Raw genomic sequence first — 18,138 nt, forward strand, 5'->3', positions numbered from 1 at the left:
CATGACCGAGCGCACCGCATGGGAAGCGCAGCAGCGCGAGGTCGTCGCGGATCTGGAGCGGAAGACGCGCTCGGTGCAGGCAGCGCTGGAACAGATCCGCGTCCGCGTACCATCGCGCAATGGTGAATTGGGAGTGACCGTCGACGCGCGCGGGCATGTGCTCGACATTCGGCTGACCCCACAAGCACTGCGACTCGGCGAAGTCGGGCTGGCGCGAGCATTGGTAGAGACGATGAAACGAGCCGAGAAGGCGGCCGCCCAGCAAGCCGCGGAAGCAGCAGCGCCCCTGACGAGTGACCCACGCATCGCCGAAACGCTGTCAGCGTCACGACGATTGCTCGACGAGACAGCCGCTTCCCGGCGCGGGGCCACACGAAGCCACAACACGTGAGCCCTTTGCGGCGAACGGTTCGTCGGGGAAACTCGCAGACGTATGAGGCAACTGCCTAAATCCGCTATCCGCCGCCTTCGGGGCGGCCATATACCGCTTCCAGAGCTACGGTCGCTCGAACTCCCCATCAGCCACACCAGCTGTGAAGGCGTCCCACTCGGCCGGAGTGAACATGAGCGCTGGGCCGGTTGGGTTCTTCGAGTCACGTACTCCGACCATGCCCCCGTCGAGGTGTGCAACCTCCACACACGCATCTTGGTTGGCGCTCCGGCTGCTCTTGAACCAGCCTGCCCCAGACAGATCGACGGTCACTCAAACTCCTCTGTTCTTTCCAAAAACAGGCGTCGAGACGCCTCGGCGTCCAACGCAACGCGCCGGATCTCGTCGCTCCCGATGCGGTATTGTCCGATCTCTTCGTCGGTCTCCATGTATCGCGCACCCATGTACGACTCAACATACACAACTGGAGGCTCTGACCACCCATCACGTTTGTGCTTCGGAAACTCCAGCAAGACGAATGGGCCGGTCTGCAATCCGATGTGGCAAACCGTCAGCGGTACAACCCGAACCGACACGTTGACTTGCTCGGAGAGTCGGGCGAGATGGCGGAGCTGATCGGCCATCACCGCCCGACCGCCGACGTGGTGAAGCAAGGCCGACTCGCTGAGCAGGACTTCCATCGTCAATCGGGGATCTTGTAGCCGAAGTTGACGCCGTGCAGCCAGCTCTACTCGGCGCTCGACTTCGTATTGCGACATCTGCGGGTATGCGGCCCACATGACGGCCCGCCGGTAGTCACGCGTCTGCACCAGGCCGGGAAGCAGCGTTAGCTGGAAGGTCGTCAAACGGTCGGCCGCTTCTTCGAGTGCGAGGTACATGTCGAAGCGCCGCTCGTATGCGCCCCCGTACGCGTGCCACCAACCAGGCTTGCCCAGCTCGCCGACGAGTTCGAACAAGACATCTCGGATATCCGGCTCTGCGTTGTACAGATCGCAAAGTTCGCGGACCTGCGGTCTGGAAAGCCGCGTGGACTGGCCAGACTCGATGCGCCAGATTGTGTTCGCTGAAACCCCTAGCGCCTTCTCCGCGTCCGTCTTGGCAATCCCGGCTTCGTTTCGAAGCCTTCGTAACTGCCTGCCAAGCATCCTTGCTGGGAAGGTGGAACCCGTTGCCATGGGCGACCTTTCGTTAGCGCCGATACCGGTGATGCTCCGAACTGGAGTACTTCCGCCCTCCATTCTGGAGCGCACTCGACGGGCTAACTGGAGTATCGCGGAAAAGTCGTCAAATTCTCTGTTTGGAGTACCCCAATCGCATACGACGGGGCGTCTACTGGATGTGTCGCCCGGAGCGATAGCGCTTCCCCCTCCAGCAGTTTTCAGGGGCCGGGCGCACCTAAGCCACAGTCGACGTACCCCGGAGGTCGGACGATGCCGGACAACGCACTACCGCAACGAGTTCCGTTCGTCGGCCCGCCTCGGCCCGAGGTCCGAGGGTGGTGGCAGCCGCCACCCGCCGAAGTGATCGCTCTCGTGATGGATGCAATCGTCCGGTTGGACTGCCAGACCGACCCCGAAGAATCGTCCCGGTGCCGGGGTGTCGAGTCCCCCGGCATCGGGCGCGCCAACGGTGAGGTTTCGTGATGAACCGAGATCGGTTGCGTACCACCGAATCACCGGACGGCCGCAAGATTGCCACCTGGCGGCTTGTGCAGCGCGAATGCCAAGTCATCACCATGCAGAACCGGGCCGACGCGTCTGCGGCCCACCGTTGGCCCAGCGGGACCGAGCTTCCCGCCGCGCAGCGGGGTCTGGTGATATTCGACGGACCGCCGAACCTGTGGGAAGCCCGGGCCGCGTTCCCCGGGCATCTTGATCTGTGGGATGCGGTCCGTTCGGACTACTGGGCCGCGTTGCTGGGTGTGAGGAGTTCCCAGATATGTCCGAGGTAATTCCGTCACACCCGAACGAAATCGCCCCGTCCGTAAGTGCATTACTCGAGCAGTTCAATGAAGAGACGCGTCAGAAACTCGCGCTCGCCCCTGATGACAGCTTCCCTGTGTACGAAGCCGCGGACGGCTCACTGATCCAGCTCGAGGACTGGTGGATCTCCGACGCGGACGCCGAATCGGAAAAGGCCGATGCAATCCCCGTCCAGCAGTGTTGTAGATCGCGAGATGCCATGAGCGCGAACGTATCTCCGCGACCGAGTGACCCCGATGTTCACCTCTCGGTGTTCCTGCACGGTGCGCGGTTCGACTTCGCCGCATGCCTCACCGCCGCGCTGGAGTTTATGCGTGATCATCGAAAGCGTCACTATTCCGACGCCGTGAACGTAATCCCTGGCGACGCAAGGGGACTGCCTCGGTTGCCCAATGAACGCTTGTATCTGGAACGCTGAGCCGGAGACACCGGCCAGGCTCTGTCCGCAATCGAAGAAGGGGAGGAGGTTCGAGCAGTACACGGCCGCAGAGTTGCGACAGCGGGATCGCGACCAGTCGCCGTTGCTTCCACAGTCGGTCGTTGCAGCTGGCCGAGCGTTGGCATACGACTTGCATCAAGACTAACAAGTTGGACTATGGACGGTAGCGCGACAGTTATCCGTCTGCGCTGGTGGACTTTTCGCGCTCGGTGACTGTGCTGCACCTGGCTGACCTTCAGGTCGAGGGGGCACCTGGTGACACAAACCAGGAGCGGGCAACCGGTCTAGTCACGCGGGGACCGGAGGCAACCGCTCGGGCCATGGCTCACGGGCAGGTCGCAGCCGATGCGAGATTCGATGAAGGCCCCGGAGAATCAGAGTGAAGGGGCTTGGCGGGAACCACAAAGCAGCTCGTGTGGCCGCTTGTCAGTCGCTCGGCGTCCAGGCCGCAGAGTCAGGATCGGATCGGATCAACTCCGTGAGAAACGGATCGTCCCCACTCAAGGCTCGGATGAGCAACGCTACTGTCCCGGGACCATAGCGATACCACTCAGCCTTGTCCCATATCACGATCGGCCAGGCACTGGGATCGGGATCCTCGGTCAGCCAGAAGCACTGCTCGCCGCCGACACCCTGAGCCCAGTTGAGCAGGCCGCCGGATTCGGGATAGAAGGCATAGGGAAAGTACTCGGGGTATTCCGACCGGTGTCCGCGCAGGATCGAGCCGATCTCGGCGGCCACGTCCCGCCAGCCTCCCAGGACCGGTTTCCCAGTTCCGAGCTCGGGCCAGGGCGTCAGCAGTGTGAGTCGATCACCCACTGTTCCGGCACCGAAGGCGTCGACAAAGGCTCGGTAGTCTTCCGGCAGCGCAACGCCGAAAACGGACTGGGACTGCTCCCAATCACACGCGGGGCCTGTCGTGGCGCAAGAGACGCCAGCAAGCTGGGCGAAGGTGGCGATATCGCCACGCACCGCTGCCTCACTGCCGTTCAGATGTTGGCGATCCGACACGAGAGCATCTCACCAAACAGGCGATCGATCGGCTATCCCCAGCACTGGGTACCGCAAGCTCCACCCCCCGCGAGCGGCGCCAACTACACAACTGTGCCGCCCGCCAACTAGCCACTGGCTACGCGGAATAGTCCCAGGATCAACACAGCCGGTCCACCAACAATCCGCGCTGATTCGGCAACAGGCTCCACGAGGGGTGCAGTTACTACAAGGACGTGCGGTCGTTTGAGCAGCCGTCGCACAGGGACGGAAACGCCGAAAGGCCGCCCCTGGAATCGCTTCCAGGAGGCGGCCTTTGGTTACTCAGCCGGAGTTGACGAAGGGCTCTCAGCTAAGACATACGATGACGCTCAGCTGAGGCGTTCGATGATTGTTGCGTTCGCGGTGCCGCCGCCTTCGCAGATGGTGAGCAGGCCGTAGCGGCCGTTGACGCGTTCGAGTTCGTTGAGGAGGGTGGCGAAAAGCTTTGCGCCGGTGGCGCCGAGGGGGTGGCCGAGGGCGATCGCGCCGCCGTTGACGTTCACCTTGTCCGGATCGGCGCCGGTTTCGCGCAGCCAGGCGAGTACGACGGGGGCGAAGGCCTCGTTGATCTCGATGACATCGATATCGTCGATGGTCAGGCCGGTCTTCTCCAATGCCCACTTGGTGGCGGGGATGGGGCCGGTGAGCATCATGATCGGGTCGGCGCCGCGGGCGCTCACGTGGTGGATGCGGGCGCGCGGGCGCAATCCGTAGGCCTCGACGGCCCATTCGGAGGCGAGCAGGGTCGCGCTCGCACCGTCGGAGATCTGGCTGGCGACCGCGGCGGTCAGCGTTCCGCCCTCGGCGAGCACCGGCAGTGACGCCATCTTCTCCAGCGTGGTCTCGCGCGGACACTGGTCGATCCAGAATTCGCCGACCGGCACGATCTCCCGATCGAAGCGGCCGTTCTTGATGGCATCGCGAGCGCGCTCATGGCTGCGCAATGCCCAGCGCTCCATCTCTTCTCGGCTGATATTCCACTTGTCGGCGATCATCTGCGCGCCGTTGAACTGCGAAACCTCGCCGGTGCCATAGCGATGGTCCCAGCCCTGCGCACCGACGAACGGCGAATCGAACCCGTACTCCTTACCCGCCAGCATGGCCGCCGAGATCGGAATGGCGCTCATATTCTGCACACCGCCCGCGACGACCACCTCGGCCGTGCCGCTCATAATGGCCTGCGCGGCGAAATTGATTGCCTGCTGGGAGGATCCGCACTGCCGGTCGACGGTGACTCCGGGCACCTCCTCCGGATAACTGGCGGTCAGCCACATGGTGCGGCCGATATTGCCCGCCTGCGGGCCGATATTGTCGACACAGCCGACGATCACATCGTCGACCATCGCCGGGTCGATCGGATTGCGGTCCAGCAGACCTCGCAGCGCCGCCGCACCGAGATCGGCCGGATGCACCGCGGCCAGCGCGCCATTGCGCTTGCCGACCGGGGTGCGCACGGCATCGATCACATAGGCGTCCCGCAGCGGGGCGTATGGGCGGCGAGCGGATGGTGCTGACATCTAGAACTCCTAGTTGGTGTGCTGCCCGGCCGGAAGCGACGGGCCCGGAGGCGGTGCTCGGATAACCACCGACCGCCGAAATGGACTTACGGCACGGTGAGGCCGTCGAGCACGATGGTCAGGTACTGCTTGGCGAGATTCTCGACGGTGATCGAGCCGCCGGGCTCGTACCACCGCACCGCAACCCACACCGTGTCGCGCAGGAATCGGTAGGCCAGTTCGACGTCGAGTTCCGGCCGGAAGCTGCCGTCCTCGACGCCATTGATCAGTACCCGGTGCCACAGCTCACGGAATTCGCGGTTGTAGTCCGCGATATAGGTGAACCGCTCCGAATCGCGCAGCCGCTTGGCCTCGGCCTGATAGATCGCCACCGCCGCGTGCGAGCGGTCGAAGGATTCATAGGAGGCGATCACCAAGGCTTCCAAGGTATCTCGCGAGCTCAGCCCGGACGCGACGATCTCCCGGTACCGCCCGAACAGATCGTCGAGGAAGCCGCGCAGAATCTCATCGACCATCGACTCCTTGGAATCGAAGTGGTGATAGAGGCTCCCCGATAGAATCCCGGCCGCATCGGCGATATCGCGCACGGTCGTCGCACGCAGTCCACGCTCGGCGAACAGTTGGGCCGCGAGCGCGAGCAGTTCATTGCGCCGTGCGGATTTCGAGGCGTCTGATGCGGTCACACGGGCCATAATACAACCAAGCATTTGCTTGGGGAACCCGGGAGGTATCAGCGCATGGAATAGCGCAGCGGCGAGGACACCGACAGATCCGCCAGCAGGCGATCGCAGATCACCACCGGTGAAATCCCCGCACGCGCCATCCGGGCCACCAATGCGAGTCGGCGCTCACAGCTGTCCCATTCGACGGTAAGCGGGCCGCGATCGGGACCAGCATCGACGGTGGCCATTACCCGCGGCGGACCGAACTGGGCCGGTTCCTCGATGAGTTTGAGAACCATGCCGCGCTGCCAGGCGCGGTAGGTGTCCATATCGGCGCCGACGACCAGCTTGTCGGTGGCGGCGCACAGGCCCTGCGCGATCTCATCGGCGAATGCGACGCGATCGAAGCGGAATTTGCGGCATTTGCGAACAACGTCGAGCAGATCCGCTCGCACTTCACACAACAATGCCGTCTGCCGTCGCCGTCGACGGTCCTGTTCCGAACCGGCACCCGATTCGGCGGCGAGTCCGATTCGGCTGGCGCGCGCGTGATCTCGCGCCATATCGGCACGCAACGCGCCGCGCGGATCGCGGGCGACCGCGGTTTCGTCGACGGCATATTGTTCGAGAATTTGGGCCGCCCTGGTCGCGGTCGCGCGTTCGGAGGTGTGGTCCATGAGTTCGGCGCCGAGGGTGAGCGCCGCTAGCACCAAGCTGTCCAGCCGTCGCCTGGTCAGCACGACTTCGCGGACCAACTCGAGTTCCAGTTGTTCGCGGGCATGTGGGCGATCCGGGCCCATAGCCATCGCCCCTTAGAGAGTGCGGGATCCGACCATACCCAGCATGGCACACCTGGCTGCGCCACGTCCCGACCTTTTTTACCTGATCAGACGCCCACTAGAGGTCCAAGGTCGCAGTGGCCGAAAGGCGATCGCACTACTGCGCTGTGTTGGATTTGCCGCGCATGCGCGCGGCGTGTTCGCGGCCCCCTTTTGTCTCGCGTCCGAGCCGTCGAGACTCGCGACTTCGTCGCATGCGCTTCGACGACTCGGACGCGAGACGGGCCGCGAACGTCGCTCGTAAGACTCGCTCTGTGGCAGCCGGGTTGATCAGGCGCGCTGGCTGCTGATCGAGACCACTTCGCCTGTGAGATAGGAGGTGTAGTCACTCGCCAGCATGGCGATGGTGGCGGCCACTTCCCATGGTTCCGCGGCGCGGCCGAAGGCTTCGCCCTCGGAGAGGCGGTCGAGCAGTTCGGTCGAGCTGACCTTGTCCAGGAAGGCGTGCCTGGCGATGCTCGGGGCGACCGCATTGATCCGGACACCGAATTGGGCGGCCTCGACGGCGCTGCAGCGGGTCAGGGCCATCACGCCCGCCTTGGCGGCGGCGTAGTGGGCCTGGCCGTATTGCGCGCGCCAGCCGAGCACGCTGGCGTTGTTCACGATGACGCCGCCGTGGCCCGCGTCGCGGAAGTAGCCGAGGGCCGCGCGGGTGCAGCGGAAGGTGCCGTTGAGGGTGATGTCGAGGACGCGATCCCACTGCTCGTCGGTCATATCCACGACCGGGGTCTCGCCGCCGAGTCCGGCATTGTTGACCATGATGTCGATGCGGCCCAATGCCGTTGCCGCACCGCGGATCAGCTCATCGACCTGTTCGGTGCTCTGCACATCACAGGCGATCGATGCGACCCGGCGATCCGGGAATTCGGCCTTCAGTTCGACCTCGGTTTCGGCCAGTCGCCGCTCGTGCCAATCGGATACGACGACATCCGCGCCCTCGGCGAGCAGCCTGCGCGCGGTGGCCGACCCGATCCCGGTGCCCGCGGCGGCGGTGATCACCGCAGTGCGCCCGGTCAGCAGACCGTGGCCCGGAATGGGCTGCGGCGCAACGGAAAGCGGTCCTCGCCCACCCGTCTCCGGACCGCTGGAATCGCTTCGCGATGCTGCACGCCCACCCGTCACCCGACCGCCACCCCTCATCGAATCGCTTCGCGATGCTGCACTCATTTGCGAGCCTCCCGCGGCAACCCGAGCACGCGCTCGGCGATGATATTGCGCTGCACTTCGTTCGAACCTCCGTAGATCGTATCGGCGCGGGTGAACAGATACAGCCGCTGCCATTCATTGAGATCGTCCGCATCGGCGACCAGTCCGGCGGGGCCGAGCACGGCCATGGCGAGTTCGCCGAGGCCGCGATGCCAATTGGCCCACAGCAGCTTGGAGACCGAGGCCTGTCCGCCGTCGTCGGCGGTCGTATCACCCATGGTGCGCAGCGCGTGCGCGCGCAGCACACGCAGGCCGACCCACGCCTTATCGATCCGGTCGGCGATGAGCGGGTCGTCGGCCGCGCCGGTGCGGCGGGCCAGCGCCTCGATATCGGCGAGTTCGCGGGCGAACCGGATCTGCTGGCCGAGGGTGGAGATGCCGCGCTCGAAGGTCAGCGTGCCCATGGCGATGCGCCAGCCGTCGCCCGGATCGCCGACGACCAGGTCCGCGGCGGTGCGCGCATTGTCGAAGAAGACCTCGTTGAATTCCGAGGTGCCGGTCAACTGGATGATCGGGCGGACCTCGATACCCGGCTGATGCATGGGAACCAGCAGGTAGGACAGGCCCTTGTGCCGGGTCGACCCCTTTTCGGTGCGCGCGACCACGAAGCACCAGTCGGCCACATGGGCCAGGGAGGTCCAGATCTTCTGGCCGTTGATCGACCATTCGTCGCCGTCGAGATGGGCGCTGGTGGCAATGGCGGCCAGATCCGAGCCAGCGCCGGGTTCGGAGTAGCCCTGGCACCACAGCTCGGTCACATTCCGGACCCCGGGCAGGAACCGTTGTTTCTGCGCCTGGGTTCCGAAGGCGAGCACAGTCGGGCCGAGCAGTTCCTCACCGACATGGGAAACCCGTGCTGGCGCATTCGCTTTGGCGTACTCCTCATGGAAGATCACCTGCTGGCGCACCGATGCCTCGCGGCCACCCCATTCCTTGGGCCAGCCGAGACAGGTCCACCCGGACGCGGCCAGGCGCCGGTCCCAGGCGAGCCGTTCCTCGAAGGCCTCGTGCTCGCGACCGGGCCCGCCGAGTCCGCGCAGTGCGCGGAACTCGCCGTTGAGGTTCTCGGCCAACCACTCGCGCACTTCCGCGGAAAACCGCGCGTCCTGTGCGGCAGTGTTGTCCCCACCCCCCTGCCCTTCGGGCCCGCGCCCCTTGTCGGAATCTGCTGTCTGGATCGCACCCACGCCGGTAGGATAACCTACCAAGCACTTGCTTTGTTAGAGGCTGACCACTTTGATCGAGCAAAGGCAGCAAAAGACCCCGCCGACGGTGAGGACAACCGTGACAACCCCTGCACAAACGACACCCATGGCACTGCACGATGCCGCGCGCACCTTCGGCGCCGCGCCCGCCCTCGGCGACGGCGCGGTCCGGCTCGACTGGACGCAGTTGCTGACGGCGGTGCAGGAGGTGGCGCGGGCGCTCATCGCCCGCGGCGTGCAGTCGGGCGACCGGGTCGCCATGTGGGCGCCGAACACCTACCACTGGGTGGTCGCCGCGCTGGGCGCGCACTACGCGGGCGCGGCCCTGGTGCCGCTCAATACCCGCTATGTCGCCGATGAGGCCGCCGATGTGCTCGAGCGCGTCGAGGCCAAGGCGCTGTTCATCGCCGGAACCTTCCTCGGCCGGGATCGGCTCGCCGAATTGCGCGCCGCCGCACCGGAATTGCGTATCGACACGGTGGTGGTCATCCCGGTGGAGCCGAGCACCGAAACCACCGACGCCGCGGCCGTCAACTGGTCACAGCTCGCCGATATCGCCGAATCGGTCTCCGTGGCCGATGCCGTGCGGCGCGCCGAGGGCGTCGACCCCGAGGATATTTCCGACATCCTGTTCACCTCCGGCACCACCGGACGCAGCAAGGGCACCCTGGTCGCGCATCGGCAGGCGCTGTCGGTGGTGCGGGCGTGGGCCGAGTGCACCACCTTGACCGGCTCCGATCGCTATCTGGTCGTCAGCCCGTTCTTCCACAACTTCGGCTACAAGGCGGGCATACTCGCCTGCCTGGTGACCGGCGCGACGATCATTCCGCAGGCGACCTTCGATGTGCCCGCGACCATGCGCCTGGTCGGCGACGAGAAGATCACCGTGCTGCCCGGACCGCCGACCATCTACCAGACCATTCTCGACTTCCCGGACCGGGACAACTACGACCTGAGCACCTTGCGCGTCGCGGTGACCGGTGCCGCGACCGTGCCGGTGGTACTGGTCGAGCGCATGCGCTCGGAACTCGATTTCACTGTGGTCATCACCGGCTATGGACTGTCCGAGGCGGCCGGATTCGGCACCATGTGCCGCGCCGATGACGATGCCGCCACCATCGCGGGCACCTGTGGCCGCCCGATCGCCGATTTCGAATTGCGGCTGAGCCCAGCAGGCGAGGTATTGCTGCGCGGGCCGAATGTGATGCTCGGCTACCTCAACGATCCGGAAAGCACCGCCGAAACCATCGATGCCGAGGGCTGGCTGCACACCGGCGATATCGGCACGCTCGACGAGCGCGGATACCTGAAGATCACCGACCGGCTCAAGGATATGTACATCTCCGGCGGTTTCAATGTGTATCCGGCCGAGATCGAGCAGGCATTGGCCCGGCTCGACGGCGTGGCCGAATCCGCGGTCATCGGAGTGCCGGATACCCGAATGGGTGAGGTGGGCAAGGCATTCGTGGTGCGCAAGCCGGGTGCCGCGCTCACCGAGGAGCAGGTGCGCGCGCACGCGAGCACCGTGCTGGCCAATTTCAAGGTGCCCCGATTCATCGAATTCCGGGACCAACTGCCCTATAGCGCGGCCGGGAAAGTGCTCAAGCGTCAACTACGTGAGGAGAAGTCGTAATGTCCGACGAGAACGGTGTTCCCGATGAGGGCGACGTCGTCATCTATGAGCGGCGCGGCCCGATCGCGATCGTCACGCTGAACCGGCCGGACTACCGCAACGCGCAGAATTCGGTGATGACCTATGCCCTCGATGCCGCGTTCGAGCGTGCCGTCGAAGACGCCGAGGTCAAGGTGATCGTCCTGGCGGGCAACGGAAAACATTTCAGCGCGGGCCATGACATCGGCACGCCGGGGCGCGATCACCATGTGCGCTATCAGAACAAGGCCACGCTGTGGTGGGACCATGTCGACCGGGTCGGCGGCGATCAGCGCTTCGCTCGCGAAACCGAGGTGTACCTGGGGATGTGCCGGCGCTGGCGGGAAATCCCCAAGCCGACCATCGCGATGGTGCAGGGCGCGTGTATCGCAGGCGGGCTCATGCTGGCCTGGGTCTGCGATCTCATTATCGCCTCCGATGACGCGTTCTTCTCCGATCCCGTTGTCCGCATGGGCATTCCGGGTGTGGAGTATTTCGCGCACCCGTGGGTGATGGGGCCGCGCGCGGCCAAGGAATTCCTGTTCACCGGGGACCGCTTCGATGCGGCCCAGGCCAAGGAATGGGGCATGGTCAATCGCGTCGTGCCGCGCGCCGAACTCGAAACCGAAACCCTCGCGCTGGCCGAAAAGATCGCCACCATGCCGCAATTCGGGCTGGCGCTGACCAAGAAGGCGGTCAACCAGGCCGAGGATCTGATGGGTATGCGCGCGGGCATGGATTCGGCATTCGGCCTGCACCATTTCGCGCACGCACACAATGCCGAGGTCGGCGCGGATTCACTCGGCGGCATGAACGCCAAGTCGATGAAGAGCACCGCGACCGCTTCGGCCTCCGCATCGGCCTCGGTGACCACCAAGTCGACGTCCGAGCAGAACGGGACAACGTAGTGGATCTGGATCTCGATCAGGCGACCCGCGAATTCCAACAGGAAGTTCGCGAATTCCTCGCCGCCAATAAACCCGCGAAACCGCTGCCCTCCATGGATACCAAGGCCGGTTTCGAGGCACATCGCGAATGGGAACGCACCCTCGCCGACGCACGCCTGTCGGTCGTCTCCTGGCAGCGGGAGTACGGCGGACGCGACGCCTCGCTGCTGGAGTGGGTGCTCTTCGAGCAGGAGTATTACGCCGCCGCTGCGCCGGGGCGGGTCAGCCAGAATGGCATCTTCCTCTTGGCACCGACGCTTTTCGAGCACGGCACCCCGGAGCAGTTGGACCGGATCATGCCGCGGATGGCGCGCGGCGACGATATCTGGGCGCAGGCCTGGTCCGAGCCGGAGGCGGGCAGCGATCTGGCCGGTATCCGCTCGACCGCGCGCCGCACCACCGGCGGCTGGCTGCTGAGCGGACAGAAGACCTGGAGTTCGCGAGCGTCGTTCGCGGACTGGGCCTTCGGATTGTTCCGCAGTGATCCCGAGGCTGTGCCCGATGCGGCGGATGCGGGGCCCTCCGTGGTTACGCAGGCTGCCGCCTCCGGGCCTGACCGCAGCCGCCAGGGACGCCACCGCGGACTCACCTACGTGATGTTCCCGCTCTCCGCCGACGGTGTCTCGGTGCGGCCGATTCCGCAGTTGGACGGTGAGCCCGGATTCGCGGAGATCTTCCTCGACGATGTCTTCGTGCCGGATCGCGATGTGATCGGCGAGCCCGGTGACGGCTGGCGGGTCGCGATGAGCACCTCGAGCAATGAGCGCGGGCTGTCGCTGCGCAGTCCGGGCCGGTTCAGCGCGACCGCGCAGCGGCTGATCGACCTGTGGCTCGATACCGGCGATCACACCAATACCGCGCAGCGCGATGCGGTGGTCGACGCCTGGATCGGCAGCGAGGCCTACCGACTGCACACCTTCGGCACGGTCACCCGACTGAACGAGGGCGGCAAGCTCGGCGCGGAATCGTCGATCACCAAGGTGTTCTGGTCCGAACTCGATATCGCCATGCACGAGACCGCACTGGAGGTACTCGGCGGCGCGGCCGAACGATCCGGGCCGTGGACCGACGGCTATCTGTTCTCGCTGTCCGGTCCGATCTACGCCGGTACCAACGAGATTCAGCGCAATATCATCGCCGAGCGGCTGCTCGGATTACCGAGAGGGAGCAGCCGATGAGATTCGCGCTCAGCCCGGAACAACTCGACTTCGGCACCAGCCTGCGCAAGCTGCTCGATGCCGGACGCACCCCCGCCGCCGTACGGTCCTGGGCCAGCGGGGATCCGCAGCCCGGCCGCGGGCTCATCCGACAGCTGGCCGGTGCGGGAGCGCTCGGCCTCGCCATCGAGGAGCGGCACGGCGGAATGGGCGCGGAGCCGATCGATCTGGTCGTCGCATTCCAGGAGATCGGCCGGTCCGCCGCGCCCGGCCCCCTGGTGGAGACGGCGGCCGCGATACCCGCACTGCTGCAGACCCTTCCGGATACCGCGCCGGCCGCACGCTGGCTGCCCGGCTTCGCCGACGGTGCGGCGTTGGGCACGCTGGCATTCGCGTCACCGGCGCACGGCACGGTCGCATTGGACGCGGATGCCGCCGAGGTGGTACTGATCGCGGACGGTGATCAGCTGCGCACCGCGCACCGGACGGGGCTGGTGCGGTCGGTAGATCCGGCGCGACGGCTGTTCACTGTAGAAGCAGACGAGGTGGTGGCCGAGGGCGATCAGGTACTGCCCGCCATCGCTGCTGCTTTCGATACCGGGGCGCTTGCCACTGCGGCGCAACTGCTGGGCGCGGGTCGCGCGCTCTTGGCCGCCGCGACCGAATATGCCAAGCAGCGCAAGCAGTTCGGCAAGCCGATCGGTGAATTCCAGGCCGTCAAGCAGAGGTTGGCCGATGTGCTGATCGGGCTGGATCTGGCCGAGCCGCTGCTCTACCGGGCGGCGCTGACCATGGGCGAGACCACCCGCGGCCGCGACGTTTCGGCGGCGGTGGTCGCCTGCGGTGACGCGGCCTATCGCGCCGCGCGTGCGGCGCTACAGGTGCACGGTGCCATCGGCTACACCGCCGAGTACGACCTGTCGCTGTGGCTGACCAGAGTGACGGCGCTTCGGTCGGCCTGGGGCACACCGGATGTGCATCGCGCCCGGATCGCCGAGGCACTGCGCGATGCGGGGCCGCGAGGTTCGGCATGATCGGCACCGCCCACCGCACCATCGGCATCGGCTCGCCGGCGGTCGGATGCGGCCGGACCGGCCCGAACAGCATTCGACCGGCGGCATGCCCGGCCCACGACGTGCCGATGGCTCGAACCCTACGAGGAACCGTATGACCAGCACCGAACATCATGAGTTCACCGCCTCGGTCCGCGCGCTGCTCGCCAAGCACGGCGGATCGGCGTCGGTGCGTGCGGCAATGGATACCGAGCTCGGCTATGACGAGACGCTGTGGCGGCTGTTGTGCGAACAGATCGGCGTCTGCGCGCTGGCCATTCCGGAGGAATACGGCGGGTTCGGTGCGAGCCTGGTCGAATCCCTGCTGGTGGTCACCGAATTGGGGCGCACGCTCGCCGGGGTCCCCATGCTCGGTTCGGCCGTACTCGGCGCGCAGGCGGTGCTGCTGTCCGACGATGCCCCTGCGTGCGAGCGGTTGCTGCCCGAGGTCGCCGAGGGCACCCGAACGATTGCGGTGTGCTGGGCGGGTGCGAGCGGATGGGATGAGCCCGGGGTGCACGCCGTTGGCGCAACACTGTCCGGCACGGCCCATTACGTGCTCGACGGTCTGCATGCCGACACCCTCGTCGTGGTGACCGCATCAGGTTTGTTCGAGGTCGATGCGACGGCGGACGGTGTCACCCGGCGCGCGGTCGCGACCATGGATCCGACCCGCAAGCTCGCCGAGATCACCTTCACCGATGTGCCAGCGCGGCAGCTCGGCACCGGCGATCCCGCCGCGATTATCGCCCGGCTGCACGAAATCGCCTGGGCCGCAGTCGCGGCCGAGCAGGTGGGCGCGGCCGAGCGCTGCCTGGAGCTGACGGTCGAGTACACCAGGTCACGGGTGCAGTTCGGTCGCGCGATCGGCAGCTTCCAGGCGCTCAAGCACCGCATGGCGGATATGTATGTGCTGGTGGAATCGGCCAAGTCCACCTCATACGCGGCGACCACCGCCGTCGCGGAGCGGTCGGCATCGGCGGCCGAGGATGTCTGGGCGGCTCGCCTGCACTGTTCCGAGGCGTTCACGACGATCGTCGCCGAGATGGTGCAGTTGCACGGCGGCATCGCCATCACCTGGGAGCACGACGCACATCTGTTCTTCAAGCGCGCCCATGGCGACGCCCAGTTGTTCGGCACACCCCACCGGCCGCTGCCCCAACCGGCGTAGGCGGCCTCGACCGAAGGGCATCGCGTCAGGCCGATGCGGCACAGCGGCAGCGCCCCGCGGATTTCTCCGAGGGGCGCTTTCGTTTGCCCAGGTCAGCGACGCCGTGACAGGCCCTGGGAATAGATAGTTAGATTATGTAATAATATCGGTGTGCAGCAGACACCGGTGACATCCGCAGAGGACAGCGTCGTCAATCTACTCGTCACCGCCGGTCGGCTGACCCGGCTGGCCGGGGTGATCAGCGGCGAGGACCTGCCGCGGGCCGTTATGCGGGCACTGGCGGTGCTCGATGAACACGGCGCCGTGCGGGTCAGTGAATTCGCCCGCATCGATCGATGTTCGCAACCGGCGGCAACGGCGCTGATCGGGCGACTCGTCGCGGACGGATTCGCCACCCGAGGCAAGGATCCGCAGGATTCGCGGGCCGTCGTCGTCGAACTCACCCCGGCCGGACGCGACCGGCTCCAGCGCGCACGCCGCGCCTTCGGCACCGCACTCGCCACCCGACTGTCCGAGTTCGATACCGACCGCCTCGCCCGCATGGAAACAGATCTGGCAGAACTGCTGGATGCCCTGAAGAAGGCCGCGCCGCAGCACTATTCGACCTGAGGTAAGCGACGTGTGCCGCCAGGCAAGACAACGCTGCGCCGAGAAATTCTGCACCGCAAGGTTTTCTCGATTCCAATAGCCTGACCAGCCGATCAGTACTCCCGTGACGCATCGGGCTTCATCCGGCCCGTGTCCTCGCGTTCGATCCGCTCCCGAATTCCCCAGACCGTGCGATCCTTCGGCATCCGCTCGGGCCACACGATCACTCCAACGATCACCGACAGCGGTAGCCCGATCGCGACAACCCAGCCGAGCGCGATCACGGCAGGTCCCGGAGCAATCGAAGCACCTTGGCGCACGTCTCGGCGTCGGCAGGGCTGGCAGCGTGATTCACGATGGCAGCACCCGGAACCCGTTGCGGTAGAGCATGATCGGCTGGAGCCAACTCCAGGTATAGCGAACCGTCTGTGTCGCCGTTGTCTGCGACCTCCAACACCCCGCCTGGGAACACGAACAGCCTTGTGCGCCTGCCCATCTCGACTCCTGTAGTCCAATGTTGGTAGGCACCCCGTGACCGGTTGTCGCCACATGCCACGGGGGCCGGATCAAACGCTATGGACAATCCGCAGACACCTGAACTTCGCGGAGGACGTTTCGCCGGACACTTCAAAGCATCTAAACGTCCCGGTATCGTTTCGGTATGAGTCACCGCCTCCAATCGGCGATGTTGCGAGCACAAATCGACTCCGCCGCGCTCGCGACGACCGTCAACGTAGACGTGAAAACCGTGAACCGATGGCTAGCCGGTCGGGTGCCGCACAAACGAACTCGCGCCGCTGTGGCGAGTGCGCTCGGCGAATCGGAGTCGAGTCTCTGGCCTGCCACTCGTCCGGACATCAGCGCGGGAGCCCCCGCGACAGCCGAAGTCATCGGTGCCTACGCCCACCGAGCCGACGTGCCCAACGAGATTTGGACATCGTTGCTACTGAGCGCTACTCAGCGAATAGATATCATCGGCTACGCCTACCCGTTCGTCCTCGAACTGTTGCCCGATGCCGCCGATCTGATCGCCGACAAATGCCGCAATGGCGCGAGCGTCCGCCTAGCCTTCGCAGACCCGGAGTCCGCACACGTAGCCGAGCGTGACGCGCTCGAACAGATGCAAGGGACATTGCCCGGACGGATACGAAACGCGCTGAGCATGATCGGCCCCCTTGCCGAGACCCCCGGATGCCGAATCGGGCTACACACAACGCACTTGTACAACTCGGTGTTCAGGTTCGATGACCTGATGTTGGTGACGCCGTACCTGGTTCGAGCGAGGGGGTATCAGCACCCCGCGCTCTACCTCCGAAAGCTCTCCCCGTACGGGCTGTTCGCATCGTTCGAAGACCAATTCGAACAGATCTGGGGAACCGTAACCCCGTACCTGCAAGAGGTGAATCCCGATGGGCTCACGGCGTGACTACTACCGAGATCCGAACGCACCCAGGCCGAACAGCTTGGTTCCCGGAGGTTCGGCACTGGTCGTTGACGACCGGGGGGCCGTCCTCATGCAACGGCGAAGCGACTCCGGGAACTGGTCGTTCCCCGGAGGAATCATGGAGATCGGAGAAACGCTCGAACAGTGCGTGATCCGTGAAACCAAAGAGGAATCCGGACTGGATATCGAGATCACCGGGATACTCGGTATCTATACCGACCCTCAGCATGTGATCGCTTACGCGGACGGCGAGATCCGCCAAGAGTTCAACATCACGTTCTACGGCAGGGTGATCGGTGGCCGAATCGCGGTCAGTTCCGAGTCGACAGAAGTGAAATTCCTTCGGCTCGAAGAACTCGAGACACTGCCGGTACACCAGACGGTTCGGCTCCGGTTGCAGCACCACGCCGAACAACGCTCGACGCCGTATCTGGGATGAGCGTCGCATGCCGCGCTAGCACTGTTCGCCGCCGACCTGGCCTGTTATAGCGCTATTCGCCGATAACAAGCCGGTGCTGATCGTCGGGACCGTCCTGGCGGGCCTGTTCCTCGCCATCAACGACACGCCGATCACCGAGGCCGTCATAATCTCGGCGCTGGTGGAACGCGCGACCGCCATCCGCCGCGTACAGTTTCGTCCGCTTCGCTGGCGGCGCTGCGGCCGTAACTGGCGGGCAAGCTCAGCGAACACAGCATCGGCCTGCCGTTCCGGGGGTCCGGCGTGCACCGCGGCGACGGTGCTCATGCTGCTCACCGGGCGTTTCGCGCTGGTCCAGTTCGATGACCACGCCCCAGCGCCGCACGGCGTCGATGAGGCGCAGGCGATCACCGTCGGCGACTGACCTGCCCGGTAAC

20 protein-coding genes and 1 pseudogene are annotated in these 18,138 nt (G+C 65.5%); 12 read left to right on the forward strand and 9 right to left on the reverse strand.

Features of this window, described 5'->3' with window-relative positions:
* The first annotated feature begins 1 nt into the window (after position 1).
* On the forward strand, positions 2 to 391 hold the full coding sequence (locus tag ACQP0C_RS39285) for a YbaB/EbfC family nucleoid-associated protein (RefSeq protein WP_433728554.1): 390 nt from the start codon (positions 2 to 4) through the stop codon (positions 389 to 391).
* 105 nt (positions 392 to 496) lie between these two features.
* Here ACQP0C_RS39285 and ACQP0C_RS39290 read toward each other — a convergent pair whose 3' ends face one another.
* Together ACQP0C_RS39290 and ACQP0C_RS39295 are read right to left on the reverse strand one after the other, a co-directional pair.
* Complete coding sequence (locus ACQP0C_RS39290; protein ID WP_433728556.1) at positions 497 to 703, reverse strand: DUF397 domain-containing protein; 207 nt, start codon at positions 701 to 703, stop codon at positions 497 to 499.
* Positions 700 to 1,566, reverse strand: a complete 867-nt coding sequence (locus ACQP0C_RS39295) for a helix-turn-helix domain-containing protein (protein ID WP_433728559.1) — start codon at positions 1,564 to 1,566, stop codon at positions 700 to 702. Before ACQP0C_RS39295 ends, ACQP0C_RS39290 begins: the two co-directional genes overlap by 4 nt.
* 467 nt (positions 1,567 to 2,033) lie before the next feature.
* On the opposite strand from ACQP0C_RS39295, the gene ACQP0C_RS39300 reads away from it, so the two are divergent.
* Both ACQP0C_RS39300 and ACQP0C_RS39305 read left to right on the forward strand, forming a co-directional pair.
* The gene (locus ACQP0C_RS39300; RefSeq protein WP_433728561.1) at positions 2,034 to 2,342 is read left to right on the forward strand and encodes a hypothetical protein; all 309 of its coding nucleotides are present in this window, start codon (positions 2,034 to 2,036) and stop codon (positions 2,340 to 2,342) included.
* Entirely contained in the window at positions 2,330 to 2,791 is a 462-nt protein-coding gene (locus ACQP0C_RS39305) for a hypothetical protein (RefSeq protein WP_433728564.1), read from the forward strand. Before ACQP0C_RS39300 ends, ACQP0C_RS39305 begins: the two co-directional genes overlap by 13 nt.
* 447 nt (positions 2,792 to 3,238) lie before the next feature.
* On the opposite strand, the gene ACQP0C_RS39310 is transcribed toward ACQP0C_RS39305, so the two are convergent.
* The 6 genes from ACQP0C_RS39310 to ACQP0C_RS39335 form a co-directional block, all read right to left on the reverse strand.
* On the reverse strand, positions 3,239 to 3,823 hold the full coding sequence (locus ACQP0C_RS39310; protein WP_433728566.1) for a hypothetical protein: 585 nt from the start codon (positions 3,821 to 3,823) through the stop codon (positions 3,239 to 3,241).
* A gap of 350 nt (positions 3,824 to 4,173) precedes the next feature.
* Entirely contained in the window at positions 4,174 to 5,361 is a 1,188-nt protein-coding gene (locus tag ACQP0C_RS39315; RefSeq protein ID WP_433728568.1) for an acetyl-CoA C-acetyltransferase, read from the reverse strand.
* Between the two features lie 86 nt (positions 5,362 to 5,447).
* Positions 5,448 to 6,053 (reverse strand): TetR/AcrR family transcriptional regulator, encoded by a 606-nt coding sequence (locus ACQP0C_RS39320; RefSeq protein ID WP_433681327.1) that lies wholly within the window; start codon positions 6,051 to 6,053, stop codon positions 5,448 to 5,450.
* 38 nt (positions 6,054 to 6,091) lie between these two features.
* Complete coding sequence (locus tag ACQP0C_RS39325; RefSeq protein ID WP_433728570.1) at positions 6,092 to 6,823, reverse strand: hypothetical protein; 732 nt, start codon at positions 6,821 to 6,823, stop codon at positions 6,092 to 6,094.
* Positions 6,824 to 7,132: 309 nt separating this feature from the next.
* On the reverse strand, positions 7,133 to 8,029 hold the full coding sequence (locus ACQP0C_RS39330; protein ID WP_433728572.1) for an SDR family oxidoreductase: 897 nt from the start codon (positions 8,027 to 8,029) through the stop codon (positions 7,133 to 7,135).
* Complete coding sequence (locus tag ACQP0C_RS39335) at positions 8,026 to 9,153, reverse strand: acyl-CoA dehydrogenase family protein (protein ID WP_433734786.1); 1,128 nt, start codon at positions 9,151 to 9,153, stop codon at positions 8,026 to 8,028. The genes ACQP0C_RS39330 and ACQP0C_RS39335 overlap by 4 nt, the downstream gene beginning before the upstream one ends.
* Positions 9,154 to 9,352: 199 nt before the next feature.
* On the opposite strand from ACQP0C_RS39335, the gene ACQP0C_RS39340 reads away from it, so the two are divergent.
* The 6 genes from ACQP0C_RS39340 to ACQP0C_RS39365 all read left to right on the forward strand — a co-directional run bounded on the left by ACQP0C_RS39340 (position 9,353) and on the right by ACQP0C_RS39365 (position 15,860).
* Positions 9,353 to 10,906 (forward strand): FadD3 family acyl-CoA ligase, encoded by a 1,554-nt coding sequence (locus ACQP0C_RS39340; RefSeq protein ID WP_433728574.1) that lies wholly within the window; start codon positions 9,353 to 9,355, stop codon positions 10,904 to 10,906.
* On the forward strand, positions 10,906 to 11,832 hold the full coding sequence (locus tag ACQP0C_RS39345; RefSeq protein WP_433728576.1) for an enoyl-CoA hydratase: 927 nt from the start codon (positions 10,906 to 10,908) through the stop codon (positions 11,830 to 11,832). The genes ACQP0C_RS39340 and ACQP0C_RS39345 overlap by 1 nt, the downstream gene beginning before the upstream one ends.
* The gene (locus ACQP0C_RS39350; protein ID WP_433728578.1) at positions 11,832 to 13,049 is read left to right on the forward strand and encodes an acyl-CoA dehydrogenase family protein; all 1,218 of its coding nucleotides are present in this window, start codon (positions 11,832 to 11,834) and stop codon (positions 13,047 to 13,049) included. The genes ACQP0C_RS39345 and ACQP0C_RS39350 overlap by 1 nt, the downstream gene beginning before the upstream one ends.
* Entirely contained in the window at positions 13,046 to 14,062 is a 1,017-nt protein-coding gene (locus ACQP0C_RS39355; protein WP_433728580.1) for an acyl-CoA dehydrogenase family protein, read from the forward strand. Before ACQP0C_RS39350 ends, ACQP0C_RS39355 begins: the two co-directional genes overlap by 4 nt.
* 133 nt (positions 14,063 to 14,195) lie before the next feature.
* On the forward strand, positions 14,196 to 15,251 hold the full coding sequence (locus tag ACQP0C_RS39360; protein WP_433728582.1) for an acyl-CoA dehydrogenase family protein: 1,056 nt from the start codon (positions 14,196 to 14,198) through the stop codon (positions 15,249 to 15,251).
* A 150-nt stretch (positions 15,252 to 15,401) separates the two neighbouring features.
* Positions 15,402 to 15,860 (forward strand): MarR family winged helix-turn-helix transcriptional regulator, encoded by a 459-nt coding sequence (locus ACQP0C_RS39365; RefSeq protein WP_433728584.1) that lies wholly within the window; start codon positions 15,402 to 15,404, stop codon positions 15,858 to 15,860.
* Between the two features lie 92 nt (positions 15,861 to 15,952).
* On the opposite strand, the gene ACQP0C_RS39370 is transcribed toward ACQP0C_RS39365, so the two are convergent.
* Positions 15,953 to 16,123 (reverse strand): hypothetical protein, encoded by a 171-nt coding sequence (locus ACQP0C_RS39370; protein ID WP_433728586.1) that lies wholly within the window; start codon positions 16,121 to 16,123, stop codon positions 15,953 to 15,955.
* Between the two features lie 377 nt (positions 16,124 to 16,500).
* On the opposite strand from ACQP0C_RS39370, the gene ACQP0C_RS39375 reads away from it, so the two are divergent.
* The 3 genes and pseudogenes from ACQP0C_RS39375 to ACQP0C_RS39385 all read left to right on the forward strand — a co-directional run.
* A complete protein-coding gene (locus tag ACQP0C_RS39375; protein WP_433728588.1) occupies positions 16,501 to 17,265 on the forward strand; it encodes a hypothetical protein in 765 nt (254 codons plus the stop codon).
* Positions 17,249 to 17,722: an NUDIX domain-containing protein gene (locus tag ACQP0C_RS39380; protein WP_433728590.1), complete on the forward strand. Its 474-nt coding sequence runs from the start codon at positions 17,249 to 17,251 to the stop codon at positions 17,720 to 17,722. Before ACQP0C_RS39375 ends, ACQP0C_RS39380 begins: the two co-directional genes overlap by 17 nt.
* Positions 17,723 to 17,734: 12 nt before the next feature.
* Positions 17,735 to 18,125, forward strand: a pseudogene (locus tag ACQP0C_RS39385) (MFS transporter); the annotation flags it as partial.
* Positions 18,126 to 18,138 lie beyond the last annotated feature (13 nt).

This window comes from Nocardia sp. CA-129566 (assembly GCF_050956075.1).
Taxonomy (GTDB): domain Bacteria; phylum Actinomycetota; class Actinomycetes; order Mycobacteriales; family Mycobacteriaceae; genus Nocardia.

Coding starts and splice junctions, on each gene's coding strand:
- ACQP0C_RS39345 (WP_433728576.1), top strand. CDS start 10,906: ATGTCCGACGAGAACGGTGTTCCCGATGAGGGCGACGTCGTCATCTAT.
- ACQP0C_RS39315 (WP_433728568.1), bottom strand. CDS start 5,361: ATGTCAGCACCATCCGCTCGCCGCCCATACGCCCCGCTGCGGGACGCC.
- ACQP0C_RS39355 (WP_433728580.1), top strand. CDS start 13,046: ATGAGATTCGCGCTCAGCCCGGAACAACTCGACTTCGGCACCAGCCTG.
- ACQP0C_RS39330 (WP_433728572.1), bottom strand. CDS start 8,029: ATGAGTGCAGCATCGCGAAGCGATTCGATGAGGGGTGGCGGTCGGGTG.
- ACQP0C_RS39325 (WP_433728570.1), bottom strand. CDS start 6,823: ATGGGCCCGGATCGCCCACATGCCCGCGAACAACTGGAACTCGAGTTG.
- ACQP0C_RS39360 (WP_433728582.1), top strand. CDS start 14,196: ATGACCAGCACCGAACATCATGAGTTCACCGCCTCGGTCCGCGCGCTG.
- ACQP0C_RS39295 (WP_433728559.1), bottom strand. CDS start 1,566: ATGGCAACGGGTTCCACCTTCCCAGCAAGGATGCTTGGCAGGCAGTTA.
- ACQP0C_RS39375 (WP_433728588.1), top strand. CDS start 16,501: ATGAGTCACCGCCTCCAATCGGCGATGTTGCGAGCACAAATCGACTCC.
- ACQP0C_RS39320 (WP_433681327.1), bottom strand. CDS start 6,053: ATGGCCCGTGTGACCGCATCAGACGCCTCGAAATCCGCACGGCGCAAT.
- ACQP0C_RS39380 (WP_433728590.1), top strand. CDS start 17,249: ATGGGCTCACGGCGTGACTACTACCGAGATCCGAACGCACCCAGGCCG.
- ACQP0C_RS39300 (WP_433728561.1), top strand. CDS start 2,034: ATGAACCGAGATCGGTTGCGTACCACCGAATCACCGGACGGCCGCAAG.
- ACQP0C_RS39285 (WP_433728554.1), top strand. CDS start 2: ATGACCGAGCGCACCGCATGGGAAGCGCAGCAGCGCGAGGTCGTCGCG.
- ACQP0C_RS39305 (WP_433728564.1), top strand. CDS start 2,330: ATGTCCGAGGTAATTCCGTCACACCCGAACGAAATCGCCCCGTCCGTA.